The sequence below is a fragment of the Streptomyces sp. NPDC058796 genome (assembly GCF_042745235.1).
Classification (GTDB): Bacteria; Actinomycetota; Actinomycetes; order Streptomycetales; family Streptomycetaceae; genus Streptomyces.
On record NZ_JBHYOP010000004.1, the window covers coordinates 262056 to 277999 of the forward strand.

The window sequence follows — 15944 nt, forward strand, 5'->3', positions numbered from 1 at the left end:
ACGAGGACGGGGGCGCGGGCGCTCGGGAGAGCGGAGGCCCCGGGGACGACGGCCCGCAGCCGCGGGGCGGCCACGACGCACCGGCCGGGCCGGACCGCCCGGCCGACCCCGGCGCGCCCGGCGCACCCGCGGCCGACGGCACCACCACCGCCTCGCCGGGTCCCCCCGGCGTTCCCTCCGGCGCGCCCCGGGGCCCGCTGCGCGACGCACCACCGGGCGGACCGGACGGACCGACGGAGTACGGCGAACCGGGCGCGGCCCGCGGCCCGGGAGGGGACTACGAGCGAGGCACCCCTCACGGGCCGGCAGGGGACGACGGGCGTGGCGCGCCCCACAGGGCGGCAGGCAGCGAGCGGCCGAGCTCACCCCGTGGGCCATCAGGCCCCCACCGGCCGGGCGGGCCGGCGCGCGACGGCGAGCCTCGCGGTCAAGGCGGCCAGGCGCGCGACGACGAGCCGGGCGGCCCCGCCCCGCGGATACCGCTCCCCCGCGTCTCCGTCGAAGACACCGGGCGGGTGTTGCCCGACGTGGCGCCGGGCGGGCCGGCCGTGCTGGAGCACCACGTGCTGACGTCGCTCCTCGGGGCGTGGGCGCTGGCCGCCTGCTCGGCCGAGGAGGAGGCGGCGGTCGAGGAGCACATCGGCGCGTGCGCCCCCTGTGCCGACGAAGCTCTGCGGCTACGGGACGCCGTCACCCTGCTCCAGCGGCCGGAGAGCCTCGACCTGGACCCGGCGCTGCGCACCCGCGTCCTGGAGGGGTGCCTGGAGCGGCGCCCGCCGCGCATCCCCGTGCCCGAGTGGGCGACGCCGTACGACGCCGAGACCGCCAGGCTGGACGCGCTGCTGCAGGACATCGGGGACGCCGAGTGGCACGCCCCGGTCCGGCTGCGCTGGTTCGAGGCCGACGGTGCCGCGAGCCGCCGTACGACCGTCGCCGGGGTCATCGCGCACCTGCTGACGGTCGACGGACTGGTCGCGGTCGCCCTGGGCCTCGCCGATCCGCTGGGGGACATCGCCGCGCCCGCCTCGGCGCCGGGCAGCCGCACGGAGGCGTACTGGCGTGCCTCGCACTACCCGCCCACCCGTGCGGTGCGGGCGCCCTGGCGCGAGCAGAGCCACGGCATCGTGCGGACCGTGTCGTTCACCGGCGACACGGGCGGGATGCCCGTGTCGTACGGCGACTTCGAGCTGCCGCTGCACGACGCCATGCTGGACCGGGCGTTCGAATGCTGGGTGCACGCCGAGGACATCGCGGAGGCGGTGGACTACCCGTACGAGCCGCCCTCCGCCCGCCATCTGAACCGCATGATCGACCTCGCGGCCCGGATGCTGCCGGGCGTCCTGGCCCAGCGCCGCCGGGCCGGGCTGGCCGCGCCGGGCACCCGCCCGCACCTGGTGACCGCGGGTGAGCCGGGGCGCAGCCTGCGTCTGGAGATCGAGGGCTCGGGCGGCGGCGAGTGGCTGATCCCGCTCGATTCGCCGGGCGCCAAGGGTTCCGCCGACCACGAGGTGGCCCATGTCGCCCTGGACGGCGTGGAGTTCTGCCGGCTCGCCGCGGGTCACGTGCCTCCGGCGGAGGCGGCGGCCGGACAGGTGGGCGACCGCGAGGCGATCAGGGACGTCCTGTTCGCGGCGGCCAGCCTGAGCCGGATGTAGGGCGGATTCCGGCCACCGAGCCCGGCCGGGTCCGTCCCGGGTTCACCCGGCGCCGTCCGGGGGCGTGGCGGGTGCCGTGTGGAGGACCTCGCGGGCCTGGTCCGCGGCGCGGACGATGCTCTCGGAGATGAAGTCCAGGAAGCGGGCCATGTTCTCCAGGCGTGCGGCGGCCGGGGTGCCGGAGCCGAGGACGCCGACGCCCTGGCGCGCGGTTTCGGCGATCTGCAGGGTGCCGCGGGCGCTGGCGACCATGGACTGGTACCAGACGTCGTCGTCGATGACGTAGCGCTCGCGGCGGGACTCGTCGCGTTCCCGGCGGACGAGGCCCTGCTCGTCGAGGAACGCGACCGCCTTGGAGACGGACGCCGGACTGACCTGGAGACGCCGGACGAGTTCGGACGCGGTGAGGCTGCCCGTGTCGCTGACGAAGAGACAGGCCATCACCCTGGCCATCATCTTCGGCGTGCCCGACTGCATGAAGACGGTGGTCAGCGTCTCCTCGTACTCGCGCACCGCCTCGGCGTCGCGCCCGTGGGCCTGCGGGAGCGCCTGGGGTCCCCGGGGCACGGCCTGCCTGCGCCGGTGGGCGCGGCGCTCGGTGGCCCGGTGGGCGAGGTCGGCCCGGTACGCGGTGGGGCCGCCGTTGCGCATCACCTCGCGCGTGATCGTCGAGGTGGGGCGGTCGAGGCGTCTGGCGATCTCCGCGTAGGCGAGGCCGTCGGCCAGCCCCAGGGCGATCTGCTGACGTTCCTGCTGGGTGAGCCTGCCTCCCGGCACCGTGGTCTCCTTCGCGCGCTCCCTTGGTGCCGCCACTATAGCGTTCACCCTCACTTCATTGCAACGAATGAACGGTTGACGTTGCATTACCTCGCAGATCCGTTGCAACGAAATAGCGCAGTTGACCTGCAAATTGAGCTTCTACGTGCAACAACATTATTGATGGAAACGTGAAGGCAACGTAGCGTTTCTCCTGTAAGAAAGAACGACGAGCACAGGAGACCAGCATGCAGACCTTCGACACCCCCACCCCGATCGCCGCCGTCCTCGCCATCCCCGCCGGACGCATCCAGTTCATCGCCGCCGACCGGACCGACACCACGGTCGAGGTCCTGCCCGCGAACGCCTCGAAGGGCCGCGACGTGCGGGTGGCCGAGCAGACCAGGGTCGAGTTCGGCGACGGCGTCCTGCGGATCGAGGCGCCGGAGAAGAGCCAGATCATGGGAGCCTCCGGATCCGTCGAGGTGACGGTCCGGCTGCCGGCCGGCTCCCGCGTCGAGGCCAGGACGGCCGCCACCGAGTTCCGGGGCGTCGGACGGCTCGGCGACGTCGAGTTCGAGGGCGCGCACGGCCCGGTCAAGCTCGACGAGGCCGCGAGCGTCCGGCTCACCACCGCCGCCGGCGACGTCACGGTCGGCCGCCTGGGCGGGTCCGCCGAGATCAGCACCCAGAAGGGCGGCATCCGGATCGCCGAGGCCGCGCGCGGCGCGCTCGTGCTGCGCACCCAGTCCGGCGACGTCTCGGTCGGCGCCGCCACCGGGGTCTCCGCCTCCCTCGACGCCGGCACCTCCTACGGCCGTATCGACAACGCGCTCAGGAACACCGGCGGCACCCCCGCCCTGACCATCCGCGCGACCACCGCCCACGGCGACATCACCGCCCGCAGCCTCTGAGGAGCAACAGCCATGACCGACCTGGCCATCGCGGCGAACGGACTGCGCAAGTCCTACGGCGACAAGACCGTCCTCGACGGTGTCGACCTGGCCGTCCCCGAAGGAACGATCTTCTCCCTGCTCGGCCCGAACGGCGCCGGCAAGACCACCGCCGTCAAGATCCTCTCCACCCTCGTGACCGCCGACGCCGGCAGCCTCCGCGTCGGCGGGCACGACCTCGCCACCGCCCCGCAGGCCGTACGGGCCGCGATCGGCGTCACCGGCCAGTTCTCCGCCGTCGACGGACTGATCACCGGCGAGGAGAACATGCTCCTCATGGCAGACCTGCACCATCTCCCCCGCCCCGAGGGCCGGCGGGTCGCCGCCGAGCTGCTGGAGCGCTTCGACCTCACCGAGGCCGCGAAGAAGCCCGCCTCCACCTACTCCGGCGGCATGAAGCGCCGCCTGGACATCGCCATGACCCTGGTCGGCACCCCGCGGATCATCTTCCTCGACGAACCGACCACCGGCCTCGACCCGCGCTCCCGCCACAACATGTGGCAGATCATCCGCGAACTGGTCTCCGACGGCGTCACCGTCTTCCTCACCACCCAGTACCTGGAGGAGGCCGACGAACTCGCCGACCGCATCGCCGTGCTCAACGGCGGCCGGATCGCCGCCGAGGGCACGGCGGAGGAGCTGAAGCGGATGATCCCCGGCGGCCACGTCCGCCTCCGCTTCACCGACCCCGCCGCCTACCGGTCCGCGGCCTCCGCCCTGCGCGAGGTCACCGGGGACGACGACTCACTGACCCTGCAGATCCCCAGTGACGGCAGCCAGCGCGCACTGCGCACGGTCCTGGACCGGCTGGACTCGGCCGGCATCGAGGCCGACGAGCTGACCGTCCACACCCCCGACCTCGACGACGTCTTCTTCGCCCTCACCGGCGCCGCCGCCGTCCCCGTCCAGACCGACCAGCCGAAGGAGACCGTCCGATGAGCAACCTCGCCCTCGCCGTGCGCGACTCGTCCACGATGCTGCGCCGCAACCTCCTGCACGCCCGGCGCTACCCCTCGCTCACCCTGAACCTGCTGCTCACGCCGGTCATGCTGCTGCTGCTCTTCGTCTACGTCTTCGGTGACGCGATGAGCGCCGGCACCGGCGGCGGCGACCGCTCCGACTACATCGCCTACATCGTGCCGGGCCTGCTCCTGATGACCATCGGGTCCACCACGATCGGCACCGCGGTCTCCGTCTCCAACGACATGACCGAGGGCATCATCGCCCGCTTCAGGACCATGGCCATCCACCGCGGCTCCGTACTCGTCGGGCACGTCATCGGCAGCGTGGTCCAGTCGGTCATGAGCGTGGTCCTCGTCGGCGCCGTCGGCGTCGCCATCGGCTTCCGCCCGGCGGGCGCCACCGCCCTGGAGTGGCTGGCGGCCTTCGGACTCCTCGTGCTCTTCACACTGGCGCTGACCTGGATCGCCGTCGGGATGGGCCTGGTCAGCCCGAACGCCGAGGCCGCCAGCAACAACGCGATGCCGCTGATCTTCCTCCCGCTGATCTCCAGCGCCTTCGTCCCGGTCGGCTCCATGCCCGGCTGGTTCCAGCCCGTCGCCGAGTACCAGCCGTTCACGCCCGCCATCGAGACCCTGCGCGGCCTGCTCCTCGGCACCGAGATCGGCCACAACGGGTGGCTCGCCCTCGTCTGGAGCGTCGCCCTCACCGCACTCGGCTACTCCTGGGCGACCGCCAAGTTCAACAACGACCCGAAGTGAGGTGCACGACCGGGACGACCGTCGTCCTCGCCCAGGGCCTGCCCGACAGCCCCTAGGCGAAGACGACGGTCCGTCGGCCGTTCAGCAGGATCCGGTGCTCCGCGTGCCACTTGACCGCCCGCGCCAGTGCCTGGCACTCGACGTCCCGTCCGACGGCGACCAGCTGGTCCGGCGTGACGTCGTGGCCGACCCGCTCGACCTCCTGCTCGATGATCGGGCCCTCGTCGAGGTCCGCGGTCACGTAGTGAGCGGTCGCGCCGATCAGCTTCACGCCCCGCGCGTGCGCCTGGTGGTAGGGCTTGGCGCCCTTGAAACTCGGCAGGAACGAGTGGTGGATGTTGATGATCCGGCCGCTCAGCCGCTTGCACAGGTCGTCCGAGAGGACCTGCATGTAGCGGGCGAGGACGACGAGTTCGACGTTCTCCTCGCGCACGATCTCCAGCAGCCGCGCCTCGGCGTCCGCCTTCGTGTCCCTCGTCACGGGGATGTGGTGGAAGGGGATGTCGTACGACCCCACCAGCTCGGCGAAGTCCGTGTGGTTGGACACCACGGCCGCGATCTCCACCGGCAGCGCGCCGATCCGGGCCCGGAAGAGCAGGTCGTTCAGGCAGTGCCCGAACCTGCTGACCATGAGCACGATGCGCATCCTCCGGTCGGCCCGGTCGATCTGCCAGTCCATCTGGAAGGCGTCACCGATCGCCGCGAAGCTGGCCCGCAGCTTGTCCACGGTCACCGGATCGTCGGCCGAGAAGTGGACCCGCATGAAGAACAGTCCCGTGTCGTGGTCGCCGAACTGCTGGCTGTCCTCGATGTTGCAGCCGGTCATGAACAGGTAGCTCGACACGGCGTGCACGATGCCCTGCTTGTCCGGGCAGGAGAGGGTGAGGACGTACTGGTCGGCCTGGGCGGCGGCCGGCGGGACGGCGGCGGAGGACTGCTCGTTCATGCAGGACAGGGTCCCATATCCGGGCCCGCCGCCCGAGCGCCGTCCCGTCAGGCGGACCGGGTCAGGATCTGCAGCAGCTCGAGCGTGCGCGGCGCCGCCTCCGGGTCCTCGCCGTCACTGGTGGCCAGCCGCACGTGCGCGTCGCGCGCCGCCCGCACCGCGTCCGGCCAGTCCGGGTGGTCGAGGTACGCGGTCACCGGCGCGTCCGGCCCCACCTGGTGCATGATCCTCAGTACGCGCAGCACGGCGGTGTCGACGAGCGCCGCCTCCTGCGAGTCCCTGAAGACCGTGCCCACGTACTTCTCCGCGGACCAGTGGTCCAGCCAGGTGTCCTCCACCAGCCGGTACACCGCGTCGGTGACGTCGCCGTAGCCGTCGACGCCGGCCAGCCAGACGTCCCGCTGGAAGGCGGGGGCGGAGAGCATGTGCAGCGCGGAGCGCACATTGGTGCGCCAGCGCCACCACGGCATGTCGTTGAGGGGCATGCCGCCCATGGTGGAGGAGCGACGGCCGCGACGGGAAGAGTTCTCCGAACCTTGCACGGTCATCGATCGTACGTTCCCCTCCCGACACTCCTCACCGGCCCCCGTAATTCACCTCCGTGTCACCGCGCATTGACCACAGGTCACCTCCGGGTTGGCCGTGTGACGGAATCGTGCGGGCACATGACCGGCAGGCGACCCATCCGCAGCAGCTTCCTCCGCCGCCCGAGCGGCCGCTCCCGGGCCACCCGCACCGGCGCACTGTCGGCGGGCGCGCTGGTGGCGTGCGTGTCGCTCGCCGTCGGCTGCGGCGTCGTCCCCGGTACCACGGGGGGTTCCGGGGACGACCCGATCACCGTCATGACCTGGGCGCCGCAGGAGACGGGCGCGACCAACAAGCCGGGCATGCCCGCCTTCGCGCAGGCCTACGCCCGCTGGGTCAACGCGAACGGCGGCATCGGCGGCCGCGAACTCAACGTGCTGACCTGCAACGACCACAACGACAGCGTGGCCGCGGCCAAGTGCGCCCGCCGCGCCGTCAACGAGAAGGCGGTCGCGGTCGTCGGCTCCTACAGTCAGCACGCGGACTCCTTCTTCCCCGTGCTGGAGGGCGCCGGAATCCCCTACATCGGCGGCTACGGCATCACCAACGCCGAGTTCACCAGCCCCCTGTCCTACCCGGTCAACGGAGGCCAGCCCGCGCTGCTCGCCGGCCTCGGCAGCGCGCTCGCCGACTCCTGCGGACCCGTCGCCCTCGTCCGTCCCGACACCATCGCGGGCGACCAGCTCCCCGTCCTGCTCGACTCGGGGCTCACCTCGGGCGGGCACGAGCGCGCCGAGGACCAGCGGGCGGCGGAGGACGCCACCGAATACAGCGGCCGGGCCGAGCGGGCCCTGGAGAGCACGACCGGCGACACGGCGGACCCGGGATGCGTGGTGCCCGTCCTCGGCGACCGCACCGGCACCTTCATGGACTCCTTCCGCCGGGCCCGCGAGGACTATCCCGGCGTACGGACCGCGACCGTGCTCGGCAGCGTCGACCAGACCACGGTCAACGCCAGCGGCGGGGCGTCCGGGCCCTACGAGGGGGCGTACGTCACCGGCTGGTACCCGGAGGTGGACGACCCGGCCTGGAACGGGATGAAGAAGGTGATCGAGAAGGAGGCGTTCGGCGACAACGACATCGACGCGGCGGACGCCGGGGTGCAGACCACCTGGATCGCCTACACGGTCTTCAAGAAGGTCGTCGAGTCGCTCGGCGACGGCGAGGTGAGCGCCGGCACGGTACGGCGGGCCCTGGACGGCGGCCTGGAGGTCGGCACGGGCGGACTCACCCCCACCCTCCGGTGGACGTTCGCCGCCGAGCTGGCCTCGGTCGGCTTCCCGCGCCTGGTCAACACCGAGGTCACCCTCCAGGTCGTCCGGCAGGGCCGGCTGGTCTCCGCCCACCAGGGCACCATGGACACCACCCGCCTCCTGCGGAACGCCCACGCGGCCTGAGCGGACCCCGGCCGGGCCGGGGCCGTCGGCCCCCCTCTCAGAGCTGGGTGGGCCGGCGCTCCGTGAGGCCGTACTGCTTGGCGATGGCGTTCCAGAGGGCGGCGGCCTTGGTCTTCTCCTTGCTCGCCGTGCCGCTCGCCCGGTTGGCCTCCTTGGGCTGGGTGGCGGCCTTGCCCTTCTTGCAGCCCTTCTTCCCGGCCGTGCGGTCGGCCCAGGCCGCGTAGTGGTTGTCGGCCGACGCGGAGGCCTGCCACGCCTTGGTGAGGGCGGTGGTCAGCTCGGCGTGCCGCGGCAGCTTGTCCACGGACAGCTGCGAGAGGCTGGTGACCAGCCCGGTGCGCTGCTTGGCGGCCTCGCGCAGGTCCTTGGCCGCCTGGGGCAGGTTGTCGCAGGACTTCACGTCGGCCACGGCGTTGATCACGGTGGTGCGGCTGGTGCCGCTCTCGGCCAGCAGCTTGTCCAGCTCGACGGCCTGCTGGCGGACCGGGTCGACCGACGGCGACGGTGACGCGGACGCCGACGCGGACTCGGAGACGGGGGCGGTCGCGGACACGGGCTGGTTGCCGCCCTTGTCCTCCTCGCCACCACCGCCCCCGGCCAGCATCGCGCCCGCGCCGATGCCGACGACGGCGATGCCGACGCCCACGGCCGCGAGCATCGGCACCCGCGAACCGGTGCGCCCGCCGCCGGCCCGGCCGCCGCCGTCGTGGCCGCCGCGCCGCCGGCCGCCACCGGCGTAGGCGGAGGGGCCGCCGCGGTGGGCGGCCTGCGGCTCGTCGAAGGCGGGCAGCTGCTGGGTCGCCGAGGCCGGGCCGTCGGCGCCCGGGGCGCTGCGGAAGAGGTTGTCGAATTCGGCGGGGGGCTGCCGTCCCTCGTCACCGCCGGGCGCCCCGCCGTACGGGGCCGGGGCGGCGGGGCCGCCGGGCACGGGCGCGATGAACTGCGTGGCCTCGGCGTCGGGGCCGGGCGCGGAGTACTGCGGTGCCGCCGTGCCGAGGAACTGCGTCGACTCGGCGTGCGGCTGGGCGGGTCTCTCCGGGGGCAGGGCACCCGGAGAGACCGGGGGTATGTACTGCGTGGCGCCCTCGTCGGCGGGGTTCCCGGCCGGGGGCACCGGGGGCAGGTACTGCGTCGCCCCCTCGTCGGCGGGCGACGCGACGGGCGGCAGGTACTGCGTGGCGCCGTCGTCGGCCGCGGGGAGCGGCGCGGGCGCCTGGCCGTGGAGGCCCTGCTGGCCGAACTGACCAGGCTGCCCCTGCGGACCGGCCTGACCGTGCTGACCGGACTGACCGGACTGCTGGCCGTACGGACCCGGCTGACCGTAGTGGCCGGGCTGCCCCGACTGACCGTGCTGACCCTGCGGCCCCGGCTGCCCGTACGACGGCCCCGAGCCGTACGCCTGGCCACCGGCCGGTCCGCCGTAGGTCTGCGCGTCGGCCGAACCGCCGTACGCCTGCCCGTGGGACGACGCTCCGTACGCCTGCCCGCCGTACCCGGCGGTCGCCTGCGCGCCCTCCGGAGGCAGTGGGCCGGGGCCCGCCTGGGGCGGCAGGGCTCCGGGCGGCTGGGCGGGGCCGCTCTGCGCCGGCCAGGCGGGCGCGGCGGACGGCTGGACGCCGGGCTCCGGGGAGCCCCAGGGCTGGGCGGCGGGAGGAGTGGACCAGCCCTGCTCGGGGGCCGGGCTCTGCTGCTCGGGCCCCCACGGCCGGTCCCAGGCCTGGCCGCCGGGTGGCGCCGAGGCGGGCGCGGGTGCGGGACCGGCCGGCGCGCCCGCGCCGGTCAGGCCCGGTACCAGCGGCTCGCCACCGTCCGAGGGCAGCACGATGCCTTCGCGCGCTTGCCGCGGCGAGGGCTCCTCGCCCTGTCCACTCTGCGTCACCGGGACTCCTGTGAATGGGGGACCTTCGGAATCGTCGGCTCACGCTACCGGGTCCCCGGAGCCCGCTGCCACGCCGCATGGGGCGTGAACTCCTTCCCTGTGACTGCGGTAACAAAACCGCGCCGCCCCACGCTGTTCATGGCACTTGGCTCACACCGCACCGGCGTTCACGCGGCGGCCCGCAGGTCCAGCCGCGCCCCGAACTCCCTCACCACCGCCTCCTCCCGGTACGGTTCCAGCCGCGCCTGGAAGTCCTCCAGGTACTCGGCGCCCCGGTTCGACCGCAGCGTCCCGAGGAGTTCCACGGCCTTCGTCGCCGTCGTGCAGGCCTGTTCGATCTCGCGCTGCTGCACCTGGGCCGTGGCCAGCAGCACATGGCCGATGGCCCGCCTGCGCGCCCGCGACTCGGGGTGCCCGTCCAGCGACTGCCGGGCGCACCGCGCCGCCGCGTCGGACTCCCCCAGGTCCCGGTGGCAGTGCGCCAACTCGTCGGCCAGGTAGGCCTCGTCGAAGTGCGCGATCCACACCGGGTCGTCCCCGGCCGCCGGTTCGGCCGCCTCCATCGCGGTGACCGCCCGCCCGGCCGCCGTGTGGGCCGCCCGTACGTCGCCCAGCAGCGCGTGCCCGCGGGCCTCCGCCGCGTGGAACATCGCCTCCGCTCGCGGCGTCACCCGCCCGCGCGCCCCCTCCTGCGCCGCGCGCGCCAACTGCGCGATCTCCCGGGGGTTTCCGAGCTGCGCGGCGAGGTGGCTCATGGAGGCGGCGAGCACGTACCCGCCGTAGCCGCGGTCACCGGCCGCCTGCGCGAGCCTCAGCGACTGGATGTAGTACCGCTGGGCGAGTCCGGGCTGGCCGGTGTCGACGGCCATGTACCCGGCGAGCTCGGTCAGCCGGGCCACCGTGGCGAACAACTCCCGTCCCACCGCCTCCCGGTAGGAGCCCGCGAGCAGTCCGGAGACGACGCTGTTCAGGTAGTGCACGACCACCGGGCGCACGTGCCCGCTGCCGTACTGGTGGTCCAGGTCCACCAGGGCCTGCGTCATCGCCCGCACCGCCGCCACGTCGGAGGGCCCCACCCGGGGCCCGGCCGAGCGGGACACCTGTGAGTCGGGGGCGGAAATCAGCCAGTCCCGGCTGGGTTCGACGAGCGCCGAGGCGGCGACGGACGACCCGGACAGGAAGTCCCGCCGCCCGACGTCACTGCGCCACAGCTCGCAGACCTGCTCGATGGCTCCCAGCACCGTCGGCGAGAACTGGAGGCCGACACCCGAGGCGAGGTTCTTGCCGTTGGCCATGCCGATCTCGTCGATCGTGACCGTGCGGCCGAGCTTGCGTCCGAGCGCCTCGGCGATGATCGCCGGTGCCCGGCCGCGCGGTTGCTGCCCGCGCAGCCAGCGGGCCACCGAGGTCTTGTCGTACCGCAGGTCGAGTCCGTGCTCGACCCCGCACACGTTGACCCGGCGGGCGAGGCCCGCGTTCGAGCAGCCCGCTTCCTGAATGAGCGCCTGCAGTCGTTCGTTCGGCTGCCGCGCGACGAGAGGCCTTGCGGCCATGGCGTAACCCCCATGCGGTCTCATGCGGTCTCATACGGTCTCGATGCTGTCCCGGCGGACGAAAAGATCCGGCCGTGAAGATCAATGCCCAGTCGATGTGCCGACAATGCGAGACTTGCGAAGCTTGCGAGGATTGCCGGGATGACAGCCGACGCCGGCCGGCGTCGGCCCCACACGTGGCTACCCGGCTCCGGCGGCGAATCCTCCCGCGCGCCCCCGTACATGCACCCATGCGCCCCGGATGCGGAATCGATGCTCCTCCCCCGCGCGCGCAACCGCCGTAACCCCCGGTGAGCCCGGGAGTTGAGTTCCACGTGACAGAGACCATCCCCGGCACCGAAGCCATCCAGATCCCGCAGCAGCGCGGCGCGTCGCTGCTGGAGACCGCCGTACGCTACGCCGAGGAGCGCCACTGGGACGTGTTCCCCGGCACCTGGCTGGAAGCAGCCGACGGGGAGCAGCGCTGTTCCTGCGGGGACCCGGCGTGCGCCGCCCCGGGCGCGCACCCGGCGCGCGAGGACTGGGCGACGCAGGCGACGGGCAGCGCGACCGTCGCCCGCAGGATGTGGCAGAAGCAGCCGATGGCCTCGATCCTGCTGCCCACGGGGCGTACGTTCGACGCGATCGACGTGCCGGAGACCGCGGGGTTCCTGGCGCTGGCGCGGATGGAGCGGATGGAGCTGACACTCGGCCCGGTGACGCTGACGCCGGACCGGCGGATGCGGTTCTTCGTCCTTCCGGGGGCCGCCGCGAAGGTGCCGGAGCTGGTGCGGAAGCTGGGCTGGGCACCGCGGTTGCTCGACCTCACGGCGCTCGGGGAGGGGGCGTATGTGGCCGCGCCGCCGACGCGGTACGGGACTCGGGGGGCCGTGCAGTGGGCCTGTCGGCCGACGCCGGCGAATCGGTGGCTGCCGGATGTGGAGGAGTTGGTGTCGCCGTTGGCGTATGCGTGCGGCAGGGATCGTTAGGGGACGCCTTCTCGTCTGCCGGGTTGCCGTATTCCGGCGAGTGCGGCTTGTCCCGGGCTGGTCGCGCCCGCGCGGCGGAGCCGCATATCGACACAGTCCCGCGCCCCTTCAGGGCGCTTCTCCCCCGTAGGGTGCGAAGTTGGCGGAGGGAGACGTCGTGGGTGCGAGTGCCGTACGCGTACAAGGGCTCTGGAAGCGGTTCGGGCAGCAGGTCGCCGTGGGCGGGATCGATCTGGAGCTGCCCGCGGGCAAGTTCATCGGGCTCGTCGGGCCGAACGGTGCCGGGAAGACCACGACCCTCTCCATGGTGACCGGGCTGCTGCGGCCGGATCAGGGGACGGTCGAGGTCGTCGGGCACGACGTGTGGCGCGACCCGGTGGAGGTGAAGGCGCGGATCGGGGTGCTGCCGGAGGGACTGCGGCTGTTCGAGCGGCTGTCCGGGCGGGAACTGCTCGGCTACACGGGGCGGTTGCGGGGCCTGCCCGGTGACGAGGTGGACCGGCGGGCGGCCCAGCTGCTGGACGTACTGGACCTGGCCGGGGCCCAGCACAAGCTGGTCGTCGACTACTCGACCGGCATGCGGAAGAAGATCGGGCTGGCCACCGCCCTGCTGCACAACCCCGAAGTGCTCTTCCTGGACGAGCCGTTCGAGGGCGTCGACCCGGTGTCGGCGCAGACGATCCGGGGCGTCCTGGAGCGTTACACCGCCTCCGGCGCCACCGTCGTCTTCTCCTCCCACGTCATGGAGCTGGTGGAGTCCCTGTGCGACTGGGTGGCCGTCATGGCCGCGGGCCGCATCCGCGCCACCGGCGCGCTCGCCGAGGTGCGCGGGGACGCGGCCTCCCTCCAGCAGGCGTTCCTCGAACTCGTCGGCGCCGGCGGCCTGGACGCCGGGTCGGACCTGGACTGGCTGGGCGGCGGGTCCCGGTGAACGCGTCGGTCACCTCCGTCTTCGTACGGCTGAAACTGTCGCTCCTGCGCAACGGGCTGCGGCAGTCCGGCGGGCGGCGGGCCGCCTACATCGCCTCCGCCGTCGCCGTGCTGCTCTTCGCCGCGCTCCAGCTGATCGGCCTGATCGCCCTGCGCGGGTACGGCCACGTGGACTCGCTGGTCGTCCTGCTGGCGGGGGTGCTGGGGCTCGGCTGGGCGGTGATGCCGCTGTTCTTCCCCGGCGGTGACGAGACGCTGGACGCGACCCGGCTGGTGATGCTGCCGCTGCGGCCCCGCCCGCTGGTCCGGGCCCTGCTCACGGCGTCGCTGGTGGGCATCGGGCCGCTGTTCACCCTGTGCCTGTTCGCCGGCTCGGTGGTCGCGGTCGCGCACGGCGGGGCGGCGTACGTCGTCGGCATCGTCGGCGGTGTCCTCGCGCTGCTGGTGTGCGTGACCCTCGCGCGGGCCGTCGCCGCCGCCAACGTACGACTGCTGACCAGCCGCAAGGGCCGCGACCTGGCGGTGCTGAGCGGGCTGGTCGTCGCGGTCGGGGCACAGGTCGTCAACTTCGGGGCGCAGCGGCTGGGTTCGTCCGGGCTGGAGCAGCTCGACCCGGCGGCCGACGTGCTGCGCTGGGTGCCGCCCGCCTCGGCGGTCGGCGCGATGGGCTCGGCGAGCGACGGGGCCTACGGCACCGCGCTGGCGCAGCTGGCACTGACGGCGGCGGCGCTGGTGCTCCTGCTGCGGGTGTGGGAGCGGCACCTGACGCGGCTGATGACCGCGCCGGACGGGTCCACCCTCCCGGGCGACACGCGTCCGGTCCGCGAGCGCGGCGCCTCGGGCCTCGCCCGGCTGCTGCCCGCCGGCCGCACCGGTACGACGATGGAGCGCACCCTGCGCTACGTGTGGCGCGACCCGAAGACGAAGGCGGCGTGGGTGACCTCGCTGGCCATCGGCCTGATCGTGCCGGTCTTCAACGCCTGGCAGGGCACCGGCTCGGTGTACTTCGCCTGTTTCGCCGCCGGGATGCTCGGCATCCAGATGTACAACCAGTTCGGGCAGGACACGTCCGCCTTCTGGATGGTGGCGCTGACCATTTCCTCGACCAGGGACGCCTACGTGGAGCTGCGCGCCCGCGCGCTGGCCCTGCTGCTGATCACCCTGCCGTACGCCACCCTGGTCACCGTCCTGACCACGGCGATGCTCGACGACTGGCGGACCCTGCCCGAGGCACTGGGTCTGTCCTTCGCGCTGCTCGGCGCGATGCTGGCGACCGGCGCGTGGACCTCGGCCCGCTTCCCGTACTCCATCCCGCAGGAGGGCTACAAGAACGTCGCCCCCGGTCAGGTCGGGCTGGCCTGGATCTCCGTCTTCGGCGGCATGGTCGGCGCGGCCCTGCTGTGCGCACCCGTGATCGCGCTGACGATCTGGCTGAACGTACGCGGTGACGGGAGTCCGCTGCTGCTTCCCGTGGGCGCGGTGTACGGCGCGGTCCTGACGCTGGCCGGTCTGCGGCTGGCCGCGCCGCGCACGGCCGGGCGGCTGCCGGAGATCCTCACGGCGGTCAGCAAGGGCTGACGGCACCCGGCCCGGTCAGCCGTCGCGGAGGCCGTCGAGGAACGGCTCGATGGCCGCTCGCCACGCCTCCGGCTGGTCGTAGTGAACGAGGTGGCCGGCGTCGGCGACCTCCGCGTACTGGCCGTGCGGCAGGACGCGGACCATCTCCTGGGCCTCGGCGCGGCCCAGTTCGCCGTCGAGGCCGCGGACGACCAGGGTGGGGCAGCGGACCTGGGCCAGCTCCTCCCAGTGGGCGTCGTAGACCCAGGTCTCGCGGGAGCGCAGCATCTGCTCCGGGTCGAAGACCGGCCGCCAGCCGTCCGGGGACTCGGCCATCACCTCGGCGTAGAACTCGCCCCGGGCCGGATTCGGGCGCTCCACCCATGGATCGTCCTCGCCGAACCACTTGCGTACGTCGGCGAGGGTGGCGAAGGGGACCGGCCAGGCGCGGAACCACTCGGTCCAGGTGTGCTGGGACGCGGCGCCGAGGGCGGAGGCCCGCATGTCGCAGACGACCAGACCGCGGACCAGGTCGGGACGTTTGGCAGCGAGCTGCCAGGCGGTCAGCGCGCCCATGGCGTGGCCGATCAGGACGGCCGGGCCGAGACCGAGCTGCTCCAGGGCGGCCTCGACGTCCTCCACGTAGGCCTCCCGGGTGTACGCGCCCCCCGGCGGCTTGTCGCTGCGGCCGTGGCCGCGCTGGTCGAGGGCGACGGCCCGGTGACGGGCGGCGAGCCAGCGGGCGGTGGGGGCCCAGTGGGAGGCGCGGCCCATCAGCCCGTGCAGTAACAGCACACCCGGCAGCCCACCGGCCGGGCCGGCGGAGTGGCCACTGCGGTCCACGGGGGCCGTGTGGTCGGTCCGGTCCGTCTTGGGAGGGTCGCCGAACTCCCAGGCCGCGAGGCGTACGCCGCCCGCGCCGGTCACGTCGATCCGTCGCGCCATGGTCCTGGCACCCCCAAGCTCCGCTCGGACCGCCCGCCCCGCCGGGCCGGCCGGTCCTGTGAACCGTGTCCTGCCTGCCGTGCCTGTCGTTCTCGCCGT

14 protein-coding genes are annotated in these 15944 nt (G+C 73.5%); 8 read left to right on the top strand and 6 right to left on the bottom strand.

Annotation, left to right across the window (positions count from 1 at the left end):
- Positions 1 to 197: 197 nt before the first annotated feature.
- Positions 198 to 1655 (top strand): maleylpyruvate isomerase N-terminal domain-containing protein, encoded by a 1458-nt coding sequence (locus ACFW47_RS13045; RefSeq protein ID WP_386305930.1) that lies wholly within the window; start codon positions 198 to 200, stop codon positions 1653 to 1655.
- Positions 1656 to 1697: 42 nt separating this feature from the next.
- Here the strand turns inward: ACFW47_RS13045 and ACFW47_RS13050 are convergent, their stop codons facing one another.
- Positions 1698 to 2432 (bottom strand): helix-turn-helix domain-containing protein, encoded by a 735-nt coding sequence (locus ACFW47_RS13050; protein ID WP_386280852.1) that lies wholly within the window; start codon positions 2430 to 2432, stop codon positions 1698 to 1700.
- Between the two features lie 227 nt (positions 2433 to 2659).
- Between ACFW47_RS13050 and ACFW47_RS13055 the strand changes: the two genes are divergently transcribed.
- The 3 genes from ACFW47_RS13055 to ACFW47_RS13065 are packed head-to-tail and all read left to right on the top strand — an operon-like array spanning position 2660 to position 5085.
- Positions 2660 to 3325, top strand: coding sequence for a DUF4097 family beta strand repeat-containing protein (locus ACFW47_RS13055; protein WP_386280849.1), 666 nt, complete (start codon positions 2660 to 2662; stop codon positions 3323 to 3325).
- A 12-nt stretch (positions 3326 to 3337) separates the two neighbouring features.
- Positions 3338 to 4303 carry an ATP-binding cassette domain-containing protein gene (locus ACFW47_RS13060; RefSeq protein WP_386280847.1) on the top strand — a complete coding sequence of 322 codons (966 nt, stop codon included), beginning with the start codon at positions 3338 to 3340 and terminating at the stop codon, positions 4301 to 4303.
- Positions 4300 to 5085, top strand: a complete 786-nt coding sequence (locus tag ACFW47_RS13065) for an ABC transporter permease (protein ID WP_386305821.1) — start codon at positions 4300 to 4302, stop codon at positions 5083 to 5085. Before ACFW47_RS13060 ends, ACFW47_RS13065 begins: the two co-directional genes overlap by 4 nt.
- 52 nt (positions 5086 to 5137) lie before the next feature.
- On the opposite strand, the gene purU is transcribed toward ACFW47_RS13065, so the two are convergent.
- On the bottom strand, positions 5138 to 6031 hold the full coding sequence (gene purU / locus ACFW47_RS13070) for a formyltetrahydrofolate deformylase (RefSeq protein WP_386280841.1): 894 nt from the start codon (positions 6029 to 6031) through the stop codon (positions 5138 to 5140).
- 47 nt (positions 6032 to 6078) lie between these two features.
- Positions 6079 to 6579 (bottom strand): hypothetical protein, encoded by a 501-nt coding sequence (locus tag ACFW47_RS13075; protein ID WP_386280838.1) that lies wholly within the window; start codon positions 6577 to 6579, stop codon positions 6079 to 6081.
- 117 nt (positions 6580 to 6696) lie between these two features.
- Between ACFW47_RS13075 and ACFW47_RS13080 the strand changes: the two genes are divergently transcribed.
- Entirely contained in the window at positions 6697 to 8013 is a 1317-nt protein-coding gene (locus ACFW47_RS13080) for an ABC transporter substrate-binding protein (protein ID WP_386280835.1), read from the top strand.
- Positions 8014 to 8050: 37 nt separating this feature from the next.
- On the opposite strand, the gene ACFW47_RS13085 is transcribed toward ACFW47_RS13080, so the two are convergent.
- Positions 8051 to 9892 carry a hypothetical protein gene (locus tag ACFW47_RS13085; protein ID WP_386305822.1) on the bottom strand — a complete coding sequence of 614 codons (1842 nt, stop codon included), beginning with the start codon at positions 9890 to 9892 and terminating at the stop codon, positions 8051 to 8053.
- A gap of 167 nt (positions 9893 to 10059) precedes the next feature.
- Positions 10060 to 11445, bottom strand: a complete 1386-nt coding sequence (locus ACFW47_RS13090) for a transcriptional regulator (RefSeq protein ID WP_386280831.1) — start codon at positions 11443 to 11445, stop codon at positions 10060 to 10062.
- Between the two features lie 314 nt (positions 11446 to 11759).
- On the opposite strand from ACFW47_RS13090, the gene ACFW47_RS13095 reads away from it, so the two are divergent.
- The 3 genes from ACFW47_RS13095 (at position 11760) to ACFW47_RS13105 (ending at position 14921) form a co-directional block, all read left to right on the top strand.
- Positions 11760 to 12413 (top strand): bifunctional DNA primase/polymerase, encoded by a 654-nt coding sequence (locus ACFW47_RS13095; protein ID WP_386305824.1) that lies wholly within the window; start codon positions 11760 to 11762, stop codon positions 12411 to 12413.
- A gap of 139 nt (positions 12414 to 12552) precedes the next feature.
- Positions 12553 to 13344, top strand: coding sequence for an ABC transporter ATP-binding protein (locus ACFW47_RS13100; RefSeq protein WP_386280827.1), 792 nt, complete (start codon positions 12553 to 12555; stop codon positions 13342 to 13344).
- Complete coding sequence (locus ACFW47_RS13105) at positions 13341 to 14921, top strand: transporter (protein WP_386280825.1); 1581 nt, start codon at positions 13341 to 13343, stop codon at positions 14919 to 14921. Before ACFW47_RS13100 ends, ACFW47_RS13105 begins: the two co-directional genes overlap by 4 nt.
- Positions 14922 to 14936: 15 nt before the next feature.
- On the opposite strand, the gene ACFW47_RS13110 is transcribed toward ACFW47_RS13105, so the two are convergent.
- Positions 14937 to 15845 carry an alpha/beta fold hydrolase gene (locus tag ACFW47_RS13110; protein WP_386280822.1) on the bottom strand — a complete coding sequence of 303 codons (909 nt, stop codon included), beginning with the start codon at positions 15843 to 15845 and terminating at the stop codon, positions 14937 to 14939.
- Positions 15846 to 15944 lie beyond the last annotated feature (99 nt).

Excerpts from the sequence above, each read along its gene's own strand:
- ACFW47_RS13080 (WP_386280835.1), top strand. The coding sequence starts at position 6,697 with ATGACCGGCAGGCGACCCATCCGCAGCAGCTTCCTCCGCCGCCCGAGC.
- ACFW47_RS13060 (WP_386280847.1), top strand. The coding sequence starts at position 3,338 with ATGACCGACCTGGCCATCGCGGCGAACGGACTGCGCAAGTCCTACGGC.
- ACFW47_RS13075 (WP_386280838.1), bottom strand. The coding sequence starts at position 6,579 with ATGACCGTGCAAGGTTCGGAGAACTCTTCCCGTCGCGGCCGTCGCTCC.
- ACFW47_RS13110 (WP_386280822.1), bottom strand. The coding sequence starts at position 15,845 with ATGGCGCGACGGATCGACGTGACCGGCGCGGGCGGCGTACGCCTCGCG.
- ACFW47_RS13055 (WP_386280849.1), top strand. The coding sequence starts at position 2,660 with ATGCAGACCTTCGACACCCCCACCCCGATCGCCGCCGTCCTCGCCATC.
- ACFW47_RS13065 (WP_386305821.1), top strand. The coding sequence starts at position 4,300 with ATGAGCAACCTCGCCCTCGCCGTGCGCGACTCGTCCACGATGCTGCGC.
- purU (WP_386280841.1), bottom strand. The coding sequence starts at position 6,031 with ATGAACGAGCAGTCCTCCGCCGCCGTCCCGCCGGCCGCCGCCCAGGCC.
- ACFW47_RS13090 (WP_386280831.1), bottom strand. The coding sequence starts at position 11,445 with ATGGCCGCAAGGCCTCTCGTCGCGCGGCAGCCGAACGAACGACTGCAG.